We start from the raw sequence: 19920 nt of genomic DNA on the forward strand, positions 1-19920 counted from the left end.
TTCTACATAGAATAAACATAACTATGATAGTAAAAGTACGTTAACGTTTGTTTTTTAGCTAGAATTTATAAAAAACACTGTGAATTTGAATATTAATGTACTTATTATGAGGCTCTAGTTAAGCTACTCATATTGCTCTATTTTTAGTTTGTAAAGAGGAGTATATAAAAATGCAGCGGCTTAACTCTATTTTGGCTTAATGATTGCATTGACACTGATGTGCAAAGCTCTATCTGATTAATCTGGTGGGTTGGGATGATTGCACTTCGTTGATAGTTGGAGAAATCATGTTTGATAATAAAACAATTCTTATTACAGGTGGTACAGGCTCTTTTGGGCATAAATACACCAAGACTATTTTAGAACGCTACAAGCCAAAGCGTTTGATCATCCTCTCCAGAGATGAGCTTAAACAGTACGAGATGCAGCAAGTATTTAACGCCCCTTGTATGCGTTACTTTTTAGGCGATGTGCGTGATGCCGATCGATTAATGCAGGCATTTAATGGTGTTGATTACGTAATACATGCGGCCGCGATTAAGCAGGTGCCGGCTGCTGAATATAATCCTATGGAGTGCATCAAAACCAATATTTATGGTGCCGAAAATGTGATTAAAGCTGCCATTGCAAATAATGTATCTAAAGTCATTGCACTATCCACAGATAAAGCCGCGGCGCCTATTAATCTTTACGGGGCCACGAAATTAGCTTCCGATAAACTCTTTGTTGCAGCAAATAACATGGTGGGGGAAGGGGTAACCCGTTTTTCCGCAGTCCGTTATGGCAATGTGGTTGGCTCCCGTGGCTCAGTTGTGCCATTTTTTAAGTCATTAGTTAAAGACGGGGCGACTTCATTACCTATTACCCATTCGGAGATGACTCGTTTTTGGATATCGTTGCAAGATGGGGTCGATTTTGTACTAAAGAACTTCTCAAGAATGCAAGGTGGAGAAATTTTTGTCCCTAAAATTCCCTCTATTCACATCACCGATCTGGCAGAAGCATGCGGCCCCGGATTGAAACATGACATCGTTGGCATAAGACCTGGCGAGAAACTGCATGAAATCATGTGTCCAGGTGATGACTCTCATCACACGATAGAGTTTGATGACCACTTTGTTATTACGCCCAGTATTACTTTCTTTGGCAAAGATAATGATTATTCTAAGAATATGCTAGGTGAGAAAGGCAAACCCGTTGCTATGGGGTTTGAATACCATTCAGGAAATAATACTGACTTCTTATCAGTTGAGCAGATAAAGCAACTTGATGAAGGGCAAGATTAATGATTCCTTATGGACGTCAAAATATCTCGGTTGAGGATATTGATGCCGTTACAGCTGTCCTTAACTCTGATTACTTGACTCAGGGCCCGCAGGTTCCACTTTTTGAAAAAAACATTTGTGCGGTGACAAAAGCTAAGTATGCCGTTGCGGCAAATAGTGCGACTTCAATGTTACATGTTGCCTGTCTAGCGTTGGGCGTTGGAGAAGGGGATAGTGTTTGGACTAGCCCAATCACCTTTGTCGCTTCTGCTAATTGCGCTTTGTATTGTGGTGCTTCAATTGATTTTGTTGATGTTGAACCGTCCACTGGAAACATGTGTGCTCAAGCGTTAGAGAAGAAACTTCAGCAGGCCAAGATTAATAATAGCTTACCTAAGGTGCTGATCCCTGTACACATGGCTGGTCACAGTTGTGACATGAAGGCTATAGGTTCTTTAGCCCACTCCTACGGCGTGAAAGTGATTGAAGATGCATCGCATGGGATAGGAGGCAGTTATGGCGGTTCGAAAATTGGTGCTTGCCAATACAGTGATATTACAATCTTTAGTTTTCATCCAGTTAAAATAATCACAACAGCAGAAGGCGGTGTAGCGACGACTAATGATATTTCATTGTTTGAATCAATGGCTCAATTTCGTAGTCACGGTATCATTAGAAATAGGGAGTTAATGCTAAGACCTGATGAGGGAGATTGGTATTACGAACAGCATACTTTAGGTTTTAATTACCGTATGACAGACTTGCACGCTGCTTTAGGTAATAGTCAAATTAAACGTTTGGATAACTTTATTCTCCAAAGAAATAAGCTTGCGAAATCATATCAGAATGCATTAGCAGATTTAGGGTTAACGTGTGTGACGCCTTTGATAAACAGCCATAGCGCGTATCATTTGATGATTGTTCAATTGCCTCACCATATCGTTCGCAAAGATATTTTTAATGCGATGAGAGCTAAAGACATTAGTGTGCATGTTCATTACTTTCCTGTTCATCTTCAGCCTTACTATCTTCAAAAAGGCTTTGCTGAAAATGATTTTCCAAATGCAGAGTGTTTTTATCAGCACTGTTTAACTCTGCCACTTTACCCAGATTTAAAAGAGGAAGATCAGAATTTCATTATCAGTACGTTGAGAGGGTTACTTACATGAATATTGCCATTATTCCAGCAAGGGGTGGCAGTAAACGTATTCCTCGCAAAAACATCAAGCTATTTAACGGTAAACCGATTATTGCCTATTCGATTGAGGCTGCCATAAACAGTGGTTGTTTTGAGAAAGTCATAGTATCGACTGATGATAAAGAGATAGCCGAAGTCGCCAAGAAATATGGGGCTGAGGTGCCTTTTATTCGTCCTGAAAATATTGCTGATGATCATGCGACGACGCTAGCGGTAGTGACTCACGCTTTAAATTGGTTGAAGGAACATGGACACAATCCTACATATACCTGTTTGATGTATGCAACAGCCCCTTTTATTCAGCCCGAAATCCTACGGGAGTCGTTTAATCTCTTGAGTCACCATGATAAAAAATTCTGCTTTAGCGTGACGGAATACCCATTTCCGATACAACGAGCGTTAAAGATCTCCGCATCCGGGGATATTTCAATGTTTAATGAAGAACATTTAAATACTCGTTCACAGGATTTAGAGCTAGCATACCATGATGCCGGTCAGTTTTACTGGGGACTCACTGAGTCATTTCTTGATGGGTCTGTTGTTTTTTCATCATGTTCAATTCCGTATATTTTGCCGTCTTATCAAGTTCAAGATATAGACACGGAAGATGATTGGATTAAGGCTGAATTACTTTGTCAGCTTATTCAGCACAAAGTTTAAAGGGCATGTTGAGTAAATAAAGTACCTAGCAATGTCATAGACAGTTAATTTTTAACGAGGGAAGATAGATGGTTCGTATAGGTGATCGAGTTATTGGTGAAGATCAAGCTGTGTATATCATCGCAGAGCTTTCAGCGAATCATGGCGGTGATATCAACCGAGCAAAAGAGATCATCAGACAGGCAAAAGCCGCAGGTGCTGATGCGGTAAAGTTACAAACTTATCGAGCAGATACCATCACGCTCGACTGCAGCCACTCAGACTTTAGGTTGCCACAAAAAAGTGCTTGGGTAGCTCATGAGACACTGTATTCTTTATATGAAAAAGCGCACACGCCTTGGGAATGGCATCAAGCCTTGTTTGATGAGGCGAAGAGTATTGGAATTGATATTTTCTCCTCCCCATTTGATGCAACTGCGGTGGACTTATTAGAGTCTTTAGGGGCGCCAGCGTATAAAATAGCGTCTCCTGAAATCACCGATATTCCATTATTAAAGTATGTAGCAAGAACGGGTAAACCTGTCATTTTATCGACAGGGATTGCGACACTTGAAGACATTGAGTTAGCTGTGGCGACATTGCGAAACCATGGCTGTGATGAGTTGGTCATCCTTAAATGCACTACTGCTTATCCTACGCCCTATGAAGAATGTAACTTACTGACCATTCCTGATTTAGCAAAGCGTTTCTCTTGTATTGCCGGCCTTTCAGATCACACTCTTGGTTTGGCCTCGCCGATCACTGCGACGGCTTTAGGTGCCAAAGTGATAGAGAAACATTTTATTTTAGATAAGACTCATGATTCAGTTGATGGTTTTTTCTCTTTAGATGAGCAAGAATTTCGTCAGATGGTCACCGAAGTCCGTAATACTGAAAAAGCTTTGGGCAAGGTTAGTTACCAGATCACAGCAGAAGCTCAAAAAAACATGCTTGCAAGACGTTCTCTTTATTTCAGTAAATCCATGAAAGCGGGTGATGTTATCACTGAATCCACTGTACGTTCTGTTCGTCCAGGCTTTGGGCTCCATCCTAAATATTATGAGCAAATATTAGGGTTGAAAGTGGTACAAGATGTCGAGTTTGGTGATCGAGTTTCAGCAGAGACGATTCAGGGGTTTGAAGTCTAATGAGGTCAAATATGTCATCTTCATGTGTCGTTGTTGGTGCGGGTATTTGTGGATTAACCGCAGCTATTTTACTGTCTCGGAAATATGATCGCGTTACCTTAATTGAACAATCTGATCATTGTGGCGGTTTGCTTCAATCTGTTCGGGATGAGCAAGGTAATGAATATGACCAAGGGACACATATCCCTGAGAAAACAGGTGTAAAAGTAATCGATGACATTTTATTTGGTGATCAAGAATACATAGATTCTCATTGGCAAAAGATAAGTGCACTAAGAACGGGGAATTATTTCAATGGGCAATGGGATTTCAATACCCAAACCATTGATGCTAGAAAGCTTCCTCTGAATTTATACCACCAAGGAATTGGTGAGTTGATGACATGTGACTCAGATTCTACATCGGACAATATAAAAGAGTATCTAGAACAGACATTGGGGCCTGTATTTTTCAATCAATTGGCGCTACCAGTGATCAAAAAGCTGTATGGGAATGATGTTGAGCCGATTAATCTAACACGGCAAACAGGAGTTAATTATTTCGGTGCGGGGCGCATTATTGCTTTTAGCTCTGAATTAACTCATGTGTTAAAAAAGCACCCAAGCTTTGATGCTAAATTAGGATTTCATCAGCAAGCAGAGTATGAAGATCAACTCCTGAAAATGGGCGTTGAGCCGACGGAGTATTTATACCCCAGCGAAGGCCGAAGTGTACAGTCATGGGTAGATGATTTATTGCAAAGAGCCATTAAGGCTGGTGTGAGGATCATTACCAGTGAGAATATCAACTCCATTAAACATTCAAATGGAAAAATAGCCTCAGTTAACTTAAGTGCAAGTGGTGAAGAGCTGCCGTGTGATTTATTGTTTTGGAGTGCACCGCCAGTATTTGCGTTAAAAGCTGCAGGGCTTGAGGTTCAGTCAGACAATGTTGAGTTCAGAACGGCGAACATACTTCATTTTAATTTAGACAAAGCAGCGTTAAATACAACTTGCCAATATCTGTGGAATTGGGATGAAGTCTCACCTATTTTCCGCATAACACTCTACCAAAACTTACGCACAAATGGCGCTTATCAGGTAACAGCGGAGTATCTTTCTAATCGAGAAAATGCAGCGTGTTACACCCTAGAGCAGGGTTTGGCCGATCTTAAAAAAATGAATTTATTATCATCGGATACTCAAATGTTATCAGGCTTTCAGCAAGTGATACATAATACGTTCCCTGTTCCTACTTTTGACTTTAAGAGGTCTACAGAGCGTAATTTCAACACGCTTAATAACGCCTTTCACAATATCATTATCTCTGGCCGTTTTAGCGGGAGTTGCTGGCTTCAAAGTGATGTTTTGAAAAAGATGTATCGAGACATAGAGGCGATCGATTAGGTGAGCGATGTGAATGTTGTCTTTATTTGTAGTGGTAATGAGGTCACTGGTTTTGGCCATGTATCAAGGTGTTTAAATATTGCCTCTGGTTTAGCAAGATTACTCCCCGCTAAGCAGATCCATTTTTATGGGGATTATGGTCATTTTTCTAAGCAAAAAATTGCACAAGCTGGTTTTACTAGGGTAGAGGGATTACCAGCCGAAAACCTTACTGACACCTTGTTGATTATTGATGACTATCAAATCACCGAAACGAGTTTGAAAGGCTACTGTAATCGAGGGGCTCGACTTGTCATTATCGATGATTTTGATCAATTTGCATTTGAGTGTGTTGATCTGATCATTAATTTTCGATTTGAAGCAGAAAAAATATGTCAGCCAACCGATAAACACCTATTAGGTCTTGATTACCTTCCTGTGGCTCCTTCATTTGAGCAACTTAGAAAACAAAGGCTCAACAATAGAAGTGACAATGACATCAAGTCTGTTCTCGTGTTTATCGGCGGCACTGATAGGATGAATTTTGCGCCAACACTACTGTCTTGTTTAGATAAAGTGCTGCATTCAAAACAGATAATATGGTTAACGAATCAAGATGTTCGTTTATCATTGCGAAACAATCAATTAACACAGGTGCCCTATGTTGATGACATGGCTGAATTATATTCAAGTGTTGATCTGGTTTTCAGTGGTGGTGGTTTAAGTAAGTACGAAGCGGGATTTTGTTTGTTGCCTAATGCTGCAGTCTCACAAACTGAGCTACAGCAGGATGATACCTATGTGTTAGCTGAAAATGCGCTTTCCTTTGATTTAGGTTTAATAGGCGAAGTTGACGAGGAGGAGTTAATCCGTCGATTAACGGTTTTCTTGACCCCTGATGTGATCGAACAACAACGTGAAGCGATGGTTAATGCTTATCGCAGTGACTCTACCGCTAAGTTGGCAGAGAAGATTTTTTATCTATTGTAATTATATATCTAAGTTGGGACGTTATGATTGTAGATTTAAAAGCACATTATCAAAAACTATATGCAAAATCAGGTGATTCTCCAGCGTCATTACAATATGCCTGTTCAGAGTCTCAAAGAGTCCGGTTTTCTATATTGAGTGAAGGCATAGATAAAGAAGCTAATATCATTGATTTGGGATGTGGCTTAGCCGATATGCTGCCATTTTTGAGAGAGAAGGGCTTTAGGGGTAAATACTTAGGTTGTGATTTTGTTCCTGAATTTGTGCAACGTGCCAAAGAAAAGTATCAATTTGATGATTTAGCTCAGTTTCAAGAGTTTAATATTATTGAAGATGAGCTTCCTGAAGGCTATGACTATGTGTTGATAAGTGGAATATTCAATAATAAAATATCAAATAATCTTGATTTTATTCATCAAACACTCACTAAATCAATGCATAAAGTGAAGGTTGGGATTGTTTTCAATGCGATGTCTGAATATGTTCAATACCAAGATGATGAGTTGTTCTACGTCAACCCAATGGTTCTGTTTGATTTTTGTAAAACCAAAATAACGCCTTATGTAGTACTCAAACATGATTACATCACTAAGCCTTCTGGATTTCCGTATGAATTTACCATGAAGTTAATGCACAAGGCTAAGTTATGATATTAAGTGTTATGCAGCCGACATTTCTTCCTTGGATAGGCTACTTCGACTTAATTGACAGTGCAGATACGTTTGTTTTTTTAGACAATGTGAAACTTGAGAAAAGCAGTTGGCAGGTACGTAATCGAATTAAGTCAGCACAGGGGGAATTGATGCTCAGTGCGCCAGTTCTAACACCGCAAGGGCGCTTGAATACGACAATTGCTGAGGCTCAGTTTAAAGCGGGTCACCCATGGCGAAAAAAGCATTTGCGTACCATCCATGACAACTACAGAAATGCGCCATATTTTGATCAACTCTATCCGCGATTAACTGCGCTTTACGATGATAAAACTACTTCGCTTGCCACATTTAATATCGCGTTTATTAGTACCATTTGTGAGGTTATGAAAATTGATACCGTTAAGGTAAAGGCCTCAGAACTGTCTGATATCGATGGTGTTAAAGATGAAAGGTTAGTCTCTTTATGTGAGCGGTTGAATTGCAATCAATACTTGTCTCCTATCGGTGCAATGGGGTATCTGGAACAGTATTCACCAGGTGGTGCGCTTGTCAGGAATAATATTGACTTGTTTTATCAGCAGTTTGAACCTGCAGAGTATCAACAGCAGTCACCAGGGCATATCTCTCATCTTAGTGTCATTGATGTGCTGTTTAATTTAGGCCCTGTTGGGGCTATTGAGATGATGAGAGCTTCGCGTCGTCAGCCTCTTGATTATAGAAATATAACGGTGAAAAAGTGAATGTTCACCCTGTAACCGAAATGATACCTGAGCCAATAGGAAGCGTTAATTAATGTGGAAAGAAAACGTGAGTACCATGATTGCAGACATGAAAAATGTCGATCCTAGTTATCAGCCAAGTCATTTTTGGCAACACGGTTCTGATCGTTTACAACAGGATTTGGAGCAACACGGAATCGCCTCTTTTCGCTCATTGAAGAGTGCATTAGGCTACTTTGTGCCGACTTATATGTTCAACGGTTGGGCATTACAACCTGAACGTTATCATGATGCTTTGGAGCTGTTTGATAATGCATTTGTGGGTGATAAGAAATCAATGATGTTTATGTCAGAATTTCTTTGCGGTGAGACGCATGCCAAAGGCGATTACCGAGTTTTTAAGGCGAGTGAACGTGCATGTAAACCTTACACTGAAAACTTCAGTGAGAGTCAAGTTGGTGAACCGGTAGAGCAATTTGAATTTGAGGGTAAGTTTCACAGTCGTTCTAGCCTTAATTACCTTTTGGGATTGAATTTTATTAAGCAGCATATAGACGAACTGCCTATCAAAACCGTATTAGAGATTGGTGGTGGCTTTGGTTCATTAGGGGAGATATTGCTTAGCGACAGTCGAAATGACAGCTTCTATATTGATGTGGATATTCCGCCGACATGTCTGTTCTCTAGTTACTATTTGAAAGAGGTATTCGGTAGTGACAATATTGCTGATTACATGCAACTCAAAGACAAAGAAGCGATAGACATAGAGACGTTAAGAGATCAGTACCGTGGTGCTGTAATGTGTCCTTGGCAGTTGCCAGCACTTACCGGTGAAGTAGACTTGTTTGTTAACTTTATTTCTTTTCAAGAAATGGAACCTCATATCGTTCAAAATTACTTATATCATGTGGCACGATTAAAGAGTAAATATGTACTACTTCGCAATTTAAGAGAAGGTAAACAAGTGGCAAAGGATGCCTCTCAAGTCGGCGTGATAAAGCCTATAAAAGGGGACGATTATGATACGTATTTACCTGATTATGAGTTAGTCGCGACAAATGTATTGCCATTTGGATTTCAAACTATCGACAATTTTCATTCCGAATTACGCTTGTATAAACTAAGAACTTAGCAAAGATTGTCGGTACTCTTCGTTTAAGTAAAGGGGATTTTACATATCCCCTTTACTTGTTAAAACAGCATCTTATTAAAATCGAGTTAACTAAAGTTGCGCTAGATACTCTTGAGCGACTTGGTTATTAGGATCGGTCTGTAAAGCATGTTGAAAAGCGGTCTTTGCACTTTCTAATTCATTAACTTCAATCATAAATAAACCTAGTTTAAGCCAAGTCGTTACATCTTCTGAATACTTGTCTAAATAATCTAAGTAAGCGGTCACTGACTCTTGAAATTTCCCTTGCAGCTTCAATATGTGCGCATGTTGCGGGATATACTCATCAGAATAGGTAGAGAGCTGAGCGAGAGCGAATTCAGCAACGTCGATGTTGCTCGTTTTTAGCGCTAAGAGACTGATCTGTTTTAACTCTACTTCAGATTGTAAGGTTTCATCTAACGCTAATAAGGTTTGTAATGCTTCACTGTCTTTCTGCTCTAGCTGTAGCTGATGACAGTAAGTCAGGTGATATAACCGTTTGGCCTCATCGTCGTTTTCAGCAAGTGTTTTAAGGTTTCTTGTCATCTTAAGCAAACCGTGATGATCATTATCCCTAATTAACACCACTATTTTTTCAAACACATTTTCCATCGACGCAGACTCTTTAACTGTGTCTATGTATTCTTTTGGTGTGATAGCGAGCTGCTCTGCGTATTCATCACTTATCGTTTTGATGAGTGCGCCATTTTCTTTAATCAGCTGACTGGAAGAGGGAAGGTTTTGATGAGCTTCCTTATCTGAATGGTTTTCAAGCCAGATGTTAATTCGACCATGTTGTTGTTCTTCACGCCAAAATTCAGTTAATTCTTGTAGATTTGCGTTTGGCGATAACTCATTAAGTCTATGACTGAGTCTGATTTGAGTATCGTGTGCAAGTTTTAATAGTTGTGTCGCTACTGTTTTAAAGGCTTGATAGTAGTTAATGGTCATCAAGTGAATGTGGTTGGCGTCCCAGTCATCGGTATTTTTTGTTGTGAGAAACGCTGAGAATTCAGCAAAACCATAGGCTTTTATCAAAGTGGCGACGCTAGAATTTTCTTGGTTTATTTTTTTGTCTATCTTGTCAATTCTATCAATTTTTTGCTGTATCTCATTTGGAGATAACAGTGGGTTTTGTAGCTGTTTACTTAAATCTGAAGCATTGTCTGATAGGTTAATGATGTCAGTTAAAGTATCAATCAGCCTGTTAAACTCCTTTTGAGAGTTCAAATTTTCTTGTTTTCTCTCTTCGAGGCTTAAGCTTGGGAGCTGGTTCAGAAGCTGTGCAGGTGAGCATTCACTTGGAGTAAGAGACAGCTGCTTTTTATTCTTGTAACTAATGCCTTCAATTTTAGCCGCATTGAGAGATAGATTGATAAATTCGATGTGTGGATTATTTGAAGCTTCCTCTGCCAAGGCTTCCATAGCCATTCTTAGCTGAGAGACGGTTTCAGCCCTCTTGCCCCCATAGGTATCGATCCATTCCCCCATAATCCCTAAGTTTGGACCAATGTTGGACTCAACGGAGCCTTTGGTGTGTGTAAAACCGTCATCAGTGAAACACAAGTCAACCCCTGTCAATATGATACGAGAGAACCCCATCTTGGTTGCTAGGTGGACTGAGGAATTGGTTACCGTCGGTGCTAATGTATTTATATTGTGAGTGTTTTCAAGCTGCCAAGGGTACTTACAGTCCATAAACAGACTTTTTCCCTGCCATTGACCTAACAGCCTTGAACTTACATGATATGAATTCACGAATAAACAGTCGCTCGCGAGCGCCATCATGTCTCTGTTGACTTCGAAACTGAAATCATAAGGATCTACAGAAACGATGATATGTGGTGTGATGCCTTCTCGTGCTAGTTTTCCTGCTATTCGCGAAACGGCAATAATAAACAGATTTTGACGATTGTTTTTTATCCAGTCGATATTGTCATCTAGAGATGGACCACCAGCGATAACTAGACATGTTTTGTCTGTAAACTTGTTGGTTAATAGTGAAGCGGGCAACATGTTTTCAGAGACGTTTTTAAATTGCTGCTGAAAGTGTTTTGTTTGGGATGAATTGCGTTTCTGTTCCAGATGTTCAGCTTCAAGTATTTTAACCACTTGCGTGTTTAGAATACTGTATTCAGGGAGATGGCTTGAAGTGGCAGCTAAACTTCTATGGTGTTTAAAGTTATTTTTAAGTATGTAGATACTATTGGATGTGGAAGAGAAGTTATTTTGAAACTCTTCCCAACTATAAATAAATAATTTATCAGCTAACTCTTTTGGGATATCGATATTTAATAGGTCGAGCACGGCATCTAGCTCAACAAAAATAAACACACTTCCTTTGGGCACGTTTTGATCGAGTAAGTAGTTAACCAGTAAACCTGAGTCTAATCCAACGATGACCTGCAACATATCTTCTTTAGCGAAATCGCTTTTGAATTTCTTATCGTATTGAGTCTTAGAGTCAATCGACTCGAACATACGTCTATTAACGCTAGGGAGATAATACTCATTAAACGGACTGATTGAGAAAGTATGTTGTATGTTGGATTCAGCTAAAGACATTAGATTCCCATTAAGCGTTATTCGACAAAAATTGATGCAATTGCTTGTTTAAATTATACGACAGTGTGCAGTTCAAGTTTAAATTTTTCAACACGGTACACATGTTTGCATAAATAAATTTGGCGTCGAAATTAACTTGCTGACTGATGACGGTAGATCACTTCAGTTGTTTAATGACTTTTGCAGGCTGCCCTGCGACGACTGTGTATGGTGGAACATCTTTGGTGACGACGCTGCCAGCGCCAACGACACTGTTTTGGCCAACGGTGACACCGGGTAAAATGATGGCATTAGCACCTATCCAAGCCCCTTTGCACACGATAACTGGCTGCGGGTCTCGATGTCCTTGGGAAAAAATAGGCCGCTGTGGATCGCTGAACTCATGGTTAGCGGTATAGATGTGAACACCCGAACCTATTAACACATAATCTTCAATGGTGATGTTGATGGACTTAGTGCCATGCTCGGATCCAAACAGCATTGTCCCAGGTCGAAGAACGACGTCATTACCAATGCTAATGTGGTCACAACAGACAGCATAACTTCCAGGTCTCATTGCGCTATTGTGGCCAAATTTAGCAAATTTCTTTCGACATAACCAAGCGCCGAGCCGTTTGGAGTGCAGCAGGAGGTGAGTCAGAGGAATGTCTGGCCCGATACGTTTAACCTTGAACCAATAGCTCAGTTTCTGGATCATAATTTATAGTGTAAACCCATCATCAATGATTATGTTTTGGCCTGTGATATATTTCGATTGCTGAGAAAGTAAAAAAACAATCGAACCGGTTAAATCCTCAGGAGAAAGCATCCCATGGCCGTTAGTCGAACTTTTGTATGCTTTAAGAAACTCAGCGGGCTGGTTATCTAAAATACCGCCAGGGCTGATGCTATTCACCCTAAATCGACTGTCTTTTACAAACGTTGTCACATACTTATTAAGGTGAAGTAGGGCTGATTTAATGGCTGCATACTCGACAGGCATCGTCATTGGAGTACCGTCATAGATGGAGAAATTAGGGGCGACTACACCATAAATAGATGAAATGTTGACGACGGACATAGGGGATTGTTGCTTAATAAATTGCGCTGCACACTGCTGCATAAAGAGGAACGATGAGCCTAAATGCAAAGAGATGTTCTCATTGAAACTCTCTAAAGAGACATCTAAAAATGAGGTGCCATATTGTTTATTACGCGGGTAAGTACAATTTACAGCACCAGAAATTTCAACTTGAGTCGAGAAAAATTGCTTTATCGCCTCTTCATCATTTGAGTCAAGTTCTACCAAGGTTAATGAATCAGACTCAATTGTCCTGATTTCGCTAAGCCTTGCCGTCATTGCTGAAATAGATAAGTCTGTGGCTATCACTTTTGCACCTTGAGCCAGTATCGAACAGGTTACCTGAGAGCCCAGTAACCCTGCCGCACCAGTGATAAGGATCGTTTTCCCTTTTAGCATACTTGTCCTTTACAGCTTAAAATAGCTTCCGCTAATTTGAAGTCATAGATGTCGTCGATATCTATGGCCCTCTCTTTGGGGATTATTGTGTGAGTCACTTTTCCTGCGAAAAGCCCTGTTTCATTGAGTATATACTGCGGTGTTGATACGTAAACTACGGTAGTAATATCGTAAACCTCAGGCGCATCTTGGCGGCGGTATACCCCTTGCGAGTCCGTATTGACCAATTCAACGTGGCCATATTCAGTCTCTTTTATCATGTTGAAGTATGGGCTTCGATTGGCCGGTGTTGTGGAAATACAGATATCTGCATTTCCGCTATAGAGTTTATGCATGGCCGACTCAACATCTTCAACACTTCTTAATGGGCTGGTGGCGGGTAAACTAATAAATTGTTCAAACTCACCATATTTACTCGTTACCCAGTTCACTGCATGTTGCCAAGAGAGCCATTCTGGAGAGTTATCGATAGCTAAGTTGGCAGGTCTAGGGATGATTTCAGCTCCTGTCGCTAAACCAATGCTGGCAATTTCATCATCATCTGTTGAGATAAACACCTTATCGATGTCGGTGACATTGAGAGCCGTTTCGATGGAATAAACGATAAGTGGCTTGCCGAGTAAATTTTTAATGTTCTTTCTCGGGAGCCCTTTTGAGCCTCCGCGTGCAAAAATAAAGGCGTATTGTTTCATTGGGTGGCCCCCCATGTCGCCTGCTGTTTAATTTGGGCAATCAAGTTTACGGTCTGACAGGCATCTTCTAAGGATGCCGTTGTACACTCACCGTGTTGAATATTGCTGATAAAGTCAGTGACCATATTGATGTACATTTGGTTCTTATCCCACAGAGGCTCTGAGTACAGTTGTTGTGTGCCTTCATGATTGTGGTGAGTGATCGTATTGGCTAATAAATCCCAATGCAGCCGACCTTTTGAGCCGATAAAAGTACACTCTCGTTGTGCTTGTTTCTGGATGAAATCCATGTGAAGCGTGCAAACGCATCCTTTGGCATTTGTTAATACTAGATCGGCAATCTCTTCAACATCTAATATTAATTCTTTGGTACTTCTAAGCTGTGCATAGTTGAGTGTCAAAGGGCCGAGTAACCAATGCAAATAATCTAGCTCATGGCTTAATTCGAGTAGTGCACCGCCGCCAAGGGACTTGTTGGCAGAGACTGAATGAGTGTAATGCTTATTGGGTCGCCAATCGGGTAAATACTGTCCTACGCTAGCTTGGCAGTTATATATCTCACCAATCAAATCATCAGATAAAAGACGTTTAACCTCGATGGCTGAGCTGAGATATCTCAGACAATATCCGACCATCACTTGGCCTGAATGTTGTTGAGATAGCGCTGAAATACGATTAGCGCTATTGGGCTCTGAAGCTACAGGCTTTTCAATCAAAACGGGGATGTTATGTTGAATTAACGCGCTTGCATGGGCTTCATGATAAGGGCTAGGTGAGGCTACAATCACCAACTCAGGTTTGTTGTCGATGAGCATTTCAATATTTGGGAGCTGAAGGTCGGCAAATTCTATCTCTTCGTCAGCAATTCTACCACTGGCAGAAAGAGCAATGACCTTTGCATTTGGATAAATGAATTTCAGGTTTTTTCTATGACGCCTAGCGATATTACCTAGGCCGATGACAGCGACGGTTTTCATTGTTCAAAACCAATAGCGCAGATATCAGCCTGAGCTTGTTTGAAATCATCCATTTGGCCAATGTCGAGCCAATATTCATGGATCGGGAACATGAGAACATGGCCGTCATCTGCGATTTTTTGCTCTAGTAGTGTTGGCATATCAATATATGTATTAGCGGCAACACTCTTAATAATGTCTTGATTGATGACATAAATGCCAGCGTTCACAAAAAAGCGTTGTATCGGTTTTTCTATCATGCCTGTAATACGACTTCCTGTACCGCTTACCACACCATAAGGAATTTGATAGTCATATTCTCGTACACACATTGTGGCGTCAGCATTATTATCATCATGAAATTTGAGTAGAAGTTGAAAATCCACTTTAGTTAGAATGTCACCATTCATGACAATGGTCGGTAACTGAGGAATACTCTCTGGCAGTAGGCCGACAGCGCCACCAGTTCCTAACGGCGTCTCTTCATGAACGTAAGTGATGTTTATGTTCCACTGACGACCATCACCAAAGTGCTGTTTAATTTGTTCAGGCATGTAATGGGTTGAAATATAGAAATTGGTAAAGCCTGCTTGAATAAAATTGAACAGTGCAATCTCGAGCAGGGGCTTGTTTCCAACCTTCAGCATAGGTTTAGGGCATCTATCTGTAAGCGGTTTTAAACGTGTACCAAAACCGCCAGCCATAATAAGTACCGGATTAGCATAATGAGTTTGTTGTTGAGCACTTTTTAAGGTTTCTAATCCTACAAGAATATCATCCTTGACCAATGGGATTGATAAAATGCTGTATTGCTGCATAAGTTGAAGCAGCTTTTTCTTCGAAGTAGAAGGAGCAGCAGTTCTAGGATTAGTATTCATCACCTCAGTGACAATAGCATCGAGTGATAAATTATTGAGTAAACCACGACGAATGTCTCCATCAGTGATCACGCCCAAAAGGTGTTGATTATGATCGGTGACTAAAGCGATCTGTAGCGCTTGAGAGTTGATAAGCTCTAAGGCATCACGGAGTGTTTTGTCGGGTGATATTGTCACTTTACTCAATATTTGATTCATATTATGACCTTTTCTCTATCTGGCTCCGGTAACCATAAGCAATGGAGTTATCAGGCATATTTTTGGTAATCGTAGCACCTGCAGCAACAATGCAATGTTTTCCAATCGAGACACCTTGTATGACATTCGCACCAGTTGCAATATGGGTATGTTCACCAATGTGAACGCCTCCGCAGATAGTGGCTCCTGGGGCGATGTGACAGTGCATGCCGATATGGCAATCATGTTCAACAATGACTCCTGAATTAATGATGGTACCGTCTCCAATCACTGCGCCAGTTTGTATGATCGCGCCCATGAAAATTTGCGAGCCTGCGCCAATCGTGGAATAGGGCGATAACATTGCATTTTGGGATATCACCGTTTCAAATTGATAGTTAGATTTGACAAAGTAGTCAAAGAGTTCATGACGTAAACTTTGTCCTGGTAGGGAGCCTAAGCCATTCACCAATTTAACCTTATCAGGAGAGAACTGTAAAACATCCTCATTAGAATCAAAATGTTGTATATCACTAAAGACGGGGCGAGAGCTTTTGTTTAGGCTGCTTACCGCTAAAATAGTATGATTATTCTGCAATAAAATATCAGCAAGTACACTGGCATGACCTCCAGAACCGAGCATAACAATAGGCTTAATCAAAAATCACCTCCCCGATAGCGTAATCTTTATCCGCTTTAGTGCCGAGTCGTTGCCAATATTGATAGGGACTTGCGCCTGTACCGGGTCGCTTTATTGTCAAGTTGTCGGCTGAAAAACTGTCGCCTTTTTGAATCGCTTTCACTGCCACTAAGCTTTTTCTGGCAACGCTAATATTTTTGTATTCACTGGCTTGAGGCGTTTTAACGCCAGTTCCCATTGCCACTTCAACCGTGCGAATGGCTGTCACCATGGCGGTTAACTCATCAGGTTCCAGAGACGCCTTATGATCAGGCCCTGACATCTTATTGTCTAAGGTAAAGTGTTTCTCAATGATGCAGGCTCCACGGGCTGTGGCGGCGATGGGGATCGTGATCCCTTGACTGTGATCTGAGTAACCTACGGGTAGTGAAAAAACCGACGCTAAAGTATCCATTGCCTTGAGGTTTATCTCATTAAACGGTGCGGGATACTCGGTAGTACAATGCAATAAGGTGACTTTTTCTTTCAGTGCTTCTTGTCCCTCTGCTGACATATAAGCTGCTGTAAAAGCCTCTATACTTGGCGTAGCATCGTTCGGTGTTGTCAGACCGAATGCGATCACTCCGAGTGCTGATTCAATCTCAGTTAAGGTCGACATTCCCGTTGATAAAATCAGATCGCAGCCTGTACGAGCATGCTCAAGTATAAAGGGGGCGTTGGTGATCTCACCTGAGGCAATTTTCAATGTCTTGAGCTGAAGTGTGTTAACTAAAAAATGTAAACTTTCAGAGTCAAAGGCGGTAGAAAGAAACTGTATACCAAGTTTATTGCAGTAATGAATTAGGCGTTGGTGAGCGTCGTGTGACAGCTCCAAGCGGCTTAACATCGTCAGCTGAGATTCGACTTTTTTTGTATTGCTAATCTGATACTCAGCTTGCTTGGCAGTATCTGTTACTAAGCTCTTAGCATTAAACGTTTGAAATTTTACGATATCAGCTCCTGCTTTGTGTGCAGCATCGATGAGTTTGAAGGCTAATTTCTCATCGCCATTGTGATTAACGCCTGCTTCGGCAATTATCAAGGCCATATTATTGCCCAACCTCAATATCATAAAAAGATTTTATAGGATCAGTATCCATGGTGATTAATATGTCTCTAATATCATGGCTGGCAAGTCCTTGCCCATAAGGGTTACTCACTGGTGAGCGCTTCAGTACTTCCGTCGTGTTGATGGCTTGCTCTATTGCCTTGACGATTGTGTCGAATGTTGGCTTGGTATTAATGACACTATTTGCTGCAAGTCGACCTTTTTGACGGTCACCAATGTCGACGGTGGCGACGTTAAAAGCGGGAACTTCGATAACTCCACTTGATGAGTTACCAATCACAGCTGCTGCATGTTTGACCGCACTGAGATAGCGGGTTTGTCCGAGAGAGGGGATTGCCAATACTCGGCCATTTGATTGTGCTGCATAGTCTTGCAGTTGTGAGATAAGGCCACGTCCACCATTATCCGCATTGGGGTAAGTTAAAATAACTTGGTGTGAGGTAAATTGCGTTAGTGCATCTAATAACGCACTAAATGTCTCCTCAGCAGGCTCTTTAGCTAATGTCACCGGGTGGTAAGTCACAACAAAGTAGGGCTTCGTTAACAAGAAATCTAGCGATGTCGATAATGCCTCCAAAGTCATCAATTGGCTACGATTGATATGGTCTAAGCCAATTGCACCGACATTGTGGACTTTATCTGGATGCTCACCCATTTGGATAACACGTTGTCGATAGGTTTCGGTTGATGTGCAATGAACTTGACTTAGTTTCGTTATCGCATGCCGTATTGCATCATCATAAGCTCCTTCGGTAATTTCACCACCGTGGATATGCAATATTGCAATGCCGAGAATCGTTGCTGTTTGCGCTACCGCCAACGCCTCAAACCGATCACCCAGTATGACCAACACATCGGGTTTCAGTCTATCAAGTGCTTCAGAGTAACTAATAATACCTAAGCCCATGCTCTTGGCTGTGCCAACCGCTGAATTTGAAGAGAGCAACATTTCAATTTTTTCATCAATATGAAAGCCATCTTTCTCTATCTGTTCAATTGTATTACCAAATTCAGGTGAGAGATGACTGCCAGAAACAATCAGTTGAAGATCAAGCTCTTTTGAGGTTTGAATATCTGATATTAACCAATAAAGTAATCCATAATCTGCTCTGGTGCCGGTGAACACTGCAATTTTTTTAGGCATGAGTTAATCCTATTGCTGTTGGAGAGCTTGGTAGATTTATAAGGCAAGACTCCATTAACTCTGAATTGGTCAAGGGGCCACGCAACGCATCTTTAAACATGGGAAGACGATGCATCAGTTGCCAGACTGGTCGAGTCATCACGCCACTATCATTGGTTAACTTGAGCAGTTTGTCACGGCTATGAACATTGGGACAAATAACCGCATTGAGCCAATAGTTCGATTTGGCATAACTGGGCTCTTGAACAAAAAGCAGATCGCCGCCATCAAAAAAGGTGTTGTAATGCATTGCTAGGGCACGTTTTTGTTCGATAAATCGAGGCAAGCTTTCCATTTGGGCACAACCAAGCGCTGCATTTAAGTTTGGCATTCGGTAGTTAAAGCCTGCTTCATCATGATAAAACTCGTAAGGGTGCGGCACTTTTGCAGTTGTTGTTATATGTTTTGCCCGTATGCCGCTGATTTGATTATTGGTCAGTAACATTCCACCGCCACCTGTGGTGATGATCTTATTGCCGTTGAAACTAAGCGCTGCAAACTCTCCTAACGTACCTGTATGTTTTCCTTTATAGCGTGACCCTAAACTTTCGGCGGCATCTTCAATTAAAACGAGATTCCATTGCTGACAAATGAACAGCAACTCATCTAACTCAACGGGATGACCAAAGGTATGCATAGGCATCACTGCTCTGATGATTTGGCCTGTCTCCTTGTGAACACATAAACCATCCTCATTAAGAAGACCATGCTCTTCTAGATAAGCTTGTACAGCCTGAGGGCTTAACCCTAAGCTCACCGTTGAAATATCGACAAATATAGGCGCTGCACCCATGTGATATAAGGTATTGCAGGTGGCCACAAACGTCAGGGCTTGCGTGATCACCAAATCACCACGTATTACTCCAGCCATATATAAAGCTGTATGTAAGGCACTGGAGCCGCTCGAAGTGGCAATGGCTTTAGGGGATTGAGTAAAGGCTTCAATTTTTTGTTCGAAATCAGTGACAAACTTGCCAACACTAGACACAAAAGTACTGGCTATTGTTTCTGCAACATAAGCCTGTTCGTTGCCTGCAAACGTTGGAGCATGCAAAGGAATAAACTCATTGGTTTGATAGGTTTCACGAATAAACTTAACTAATGACGACATAGCAATGAAGTCCTTTTAGCGT

Annotated in this window: 19 protein-coding genes; 9 read left to right on the top strand and 10 right to left on the bottom strand. The window is 41.1% G+C overall.

The features are described 5' to 3' along the window. Positions 1–287: 287 nt before the first annotated feature. The 9 genes from pseB to FN961_RS03740 all read left to right on the top strand — a co-directional run bounded on the left by pseB (position 288) and on the right by FN961_RS03740 (position 9108). Entirely contained in the window at positions 288–1286 is a 999-nt protein-coding gene (gene pseB / locus FN961_RS03700) for a UDP-N-acetylglucosamine 4,6-dehydratase (inverting) (RefSeq protein ID WP_143563201.1), read from the top strand. Beyond that, positions 1286–2434 (top strand): UDP-4-amino-4,6-dideoxy-N-acetyl-beta-L-altrosamine transaminase, encoded by a 1149-nt coding sequence (gene pseC / locus FN961_RS03705; RefSeq protein WP_143563202.1) that lies wholly within the window; start codon positions 1286–1288, stop codon positions 2432–2434. Before pseB ends, pseC begins: the two co-directional genes overlap by 1 nt. Continuing rightward, positions 2431–3123: a pseudaminic acid cytidylyltransferase gene (pseF, locus tag FN961_RS03710; protein WP_143563203.1), complete on the top strand. Its 693-nt coding sequence runs from the start codon at positions 2431–2433 to the stop codon at positions 3121–3123. The genes pseC and pseF overlap by 4 nt, the downstream gene beginning before the upstream one ends. A 68-nt stretch (positions 3124–3191) precedes the next feature. Beyond that, a complete protein-coding gene (pseI, locus tag FN961_RS03715; protein WP_143563204.1) occupies positions 3192–4250 on the top strand; it encodes a pseudaminic acid synthase in 1059 nt (352 codons plus the stop codon). A gap of 11 nt (positions 4251–4261) precedes the next feature. Then, a complete protein-coding gene (locus FN961_RS03720; RefSeq protein WP_143563205.1) occupies positions 4262–5635 on the top strand; it encodes an NAD(P)/FAD-dependent oxidoreductase in 1374 nt (457 codons plus the stop codon). Positions 5636–5644: 9 nt separating this feature from the next. Then, the gene (locus FN961_RS03725) at positions 5645–6604 is read left to right on the top strand and encodes a glycosyl transferase (protein ID WP_143563206.1); all 960 of its coding nucleotides are present in this window, start codon (positions 5645–5647) and stop codon (positions 6602–6604) included. 23 nt (positions 6605–6627) lie between these two features. Continuing rightward, a complete protein-coding gene (locus FN961_RS03730; protein WP_143563207.1) occupies positions 6628–7254 on the top strand; it encodes a class I SAM-dependent methyltransferase in 627 nt (208 codons plus the stop codon). Beyond that, positions 7251–7997 (top strand): WbqC family protein, encoded by a 747-nt coding sequence (locus tag FN961_RS03735; RefSeq protein ID WP_143563208.1) that lies wholly within the window; start codon positions 7251–7253, stop codon positions 7995–7997. The genes FN961_RS03730 and FN961_RS03735 overlap by 4 nt, the downstream gene beginning before the upstream one ends. Before the next feature lie 52 nt (positions 7998–8049). Continuing rightward, positions 8050–9108, top strand: coding sequence for a putative sugar O-methyltransferase (locus tag FN961_RS03740; protein ID WP_143563209.1), 1059 nt, complete (start codon positions 8050–8052; stop codon positions 9106–9108). Between the two features lie 90 nt (positions 9109–9198). Here the strand turns inward: FN961_RS03740 and FN961_RS03745 are convergent, their stop codons facing one another. From FN961_RS03745 to FN961_RS03785, 10 genes are all read right to left on the bottom strand, one after another. Beyond that, entirely contained in the window at positions 9199–11694 is a 2496-nt protein-coding gene (locus FN961_RS03745; protein WP_143563210.1) for a 6-hydroxymethylpterin diphosphokinase MptE-like protein, read from the bottom strand. A gap of 157 nt (positions 11695–11851) precedes the next feature. Further along, the gene (locus FN961_RS25755; protein WP_185972715.1) at positions 11852–12391 is read right to left on the bottom strand and encodes an acyltransferase; all 540 of its coding nucleotides are present in this window, start codon (positions 12389–12391) and stop codon (positions 11852–11854) included. Positions 12392–12394: 3 nt separating this feature from the next. Beyond that, entirely contained in the window at positions 12395–13153 is a 759-nt protein-coding gene (locus FN961_RS25760) for an oxidoreductase (RefSeq protein ID WP_185972716.1), read from the bottom strand. Further along, on the bottom strand, positions 13147–13845 hold the full coding sequence (locus tag FN961_RS03755) for an acylneuraminate cytidylyltransferase family protein (RefSeq protein ID WP_143563211.1): 699 nt from the start codon (positions 13843–13845) through the stop codon (positions 13147–13149). Before FN961_RS03755 ends, FN961_RS25760 begins: the two co-directional genes overlap by 7 nt. Further along, positions 13842–14822 (bottom strand): Gfo/Idh/MocA family protein, encoded by a 981-nt coding sequence (locus FN961_RS03760; RefSeq protein WP_143563212.1) that lies wholly within the window; start codon positions 14820–14822, stop codon positions 13842–13844. Before FN961_RS03760 ends, FN961_RS03755 begins: the two co-directional genes overlap by 4 nt. Further along, complete coding sequence (locus tag FN961_RS03765; protein WP_143563213.1) at positions 14819–15877, bottom strand: nucleotidyltransferase family protein; 1059 nt, start codon at positions 15875–15877, stop codon at positions 14819–14821. The genes FN961_RS03760 and FN961_RS03765 overlap by 4 nt, the downstream gene beginning before the upstream one ends. Position 15878: 1 nt before the next feature. After that, positions 15879–16517 carry an acetyltransferase gene (locus FN961_RS03770; RefSeq protein WP_143563214.1) on the bottom strand — a complete coding sequence of 213 codons (639 nt, stop codon included), beginning with the start codon at positions 16515–16517 and terminating at the stop codon, positions 15879–15881. Next, complete coding sequence (gene neuB, locus FN961_RS03775; RefSeq protein ID WP_143563215.1) at positions 16510–17583, bottom strand: N-acetylneuraminate synthase; 1074 nt, start codon at positions 17581–17583, stop codon at positions 16510–16512. The genes FN961_RS03770 and neuB overlap by 8 nt, the downstream gene beginning before the upstream one ends. Before the next feature lies 1 nt (position 17584). After that, positions 17585–18748 carry a UDP-N-acetylglucosamine 2-epimerase gene (gene neuC / locus FN961_RS03780; RefSeq protein WP_143563216.1) on the bottom strand — a complete coding sequence of 388 codons (1164 nt, stop codon included), beginning with the start codon at positions 18746–18748 and terminating at the stop codon, positions 17585–17587. Then, entirely contained in the window at positions 18741–19898 is a 1158-nt protein-coding gene (locus FN961_RS03785) for a LegC family aminotransferase (RefSeq protein WP_143563217.1), read from the bottom strand. Before FN961_RS03785 ends, neuC begins: the two co-directional genes overlap by 8 nt. Positions 19899–19920 lie beyond the last annotated feature (22 nt).

Source organism: Shewanella hanedai, from assembly GCF_007197645.1.
Lineage (GTDB): Bacteria > Pseudomonadota > Gammaproteobacteria > Enterobacterales > Shewanellaceae > Shewanella > Shewanella hanedai.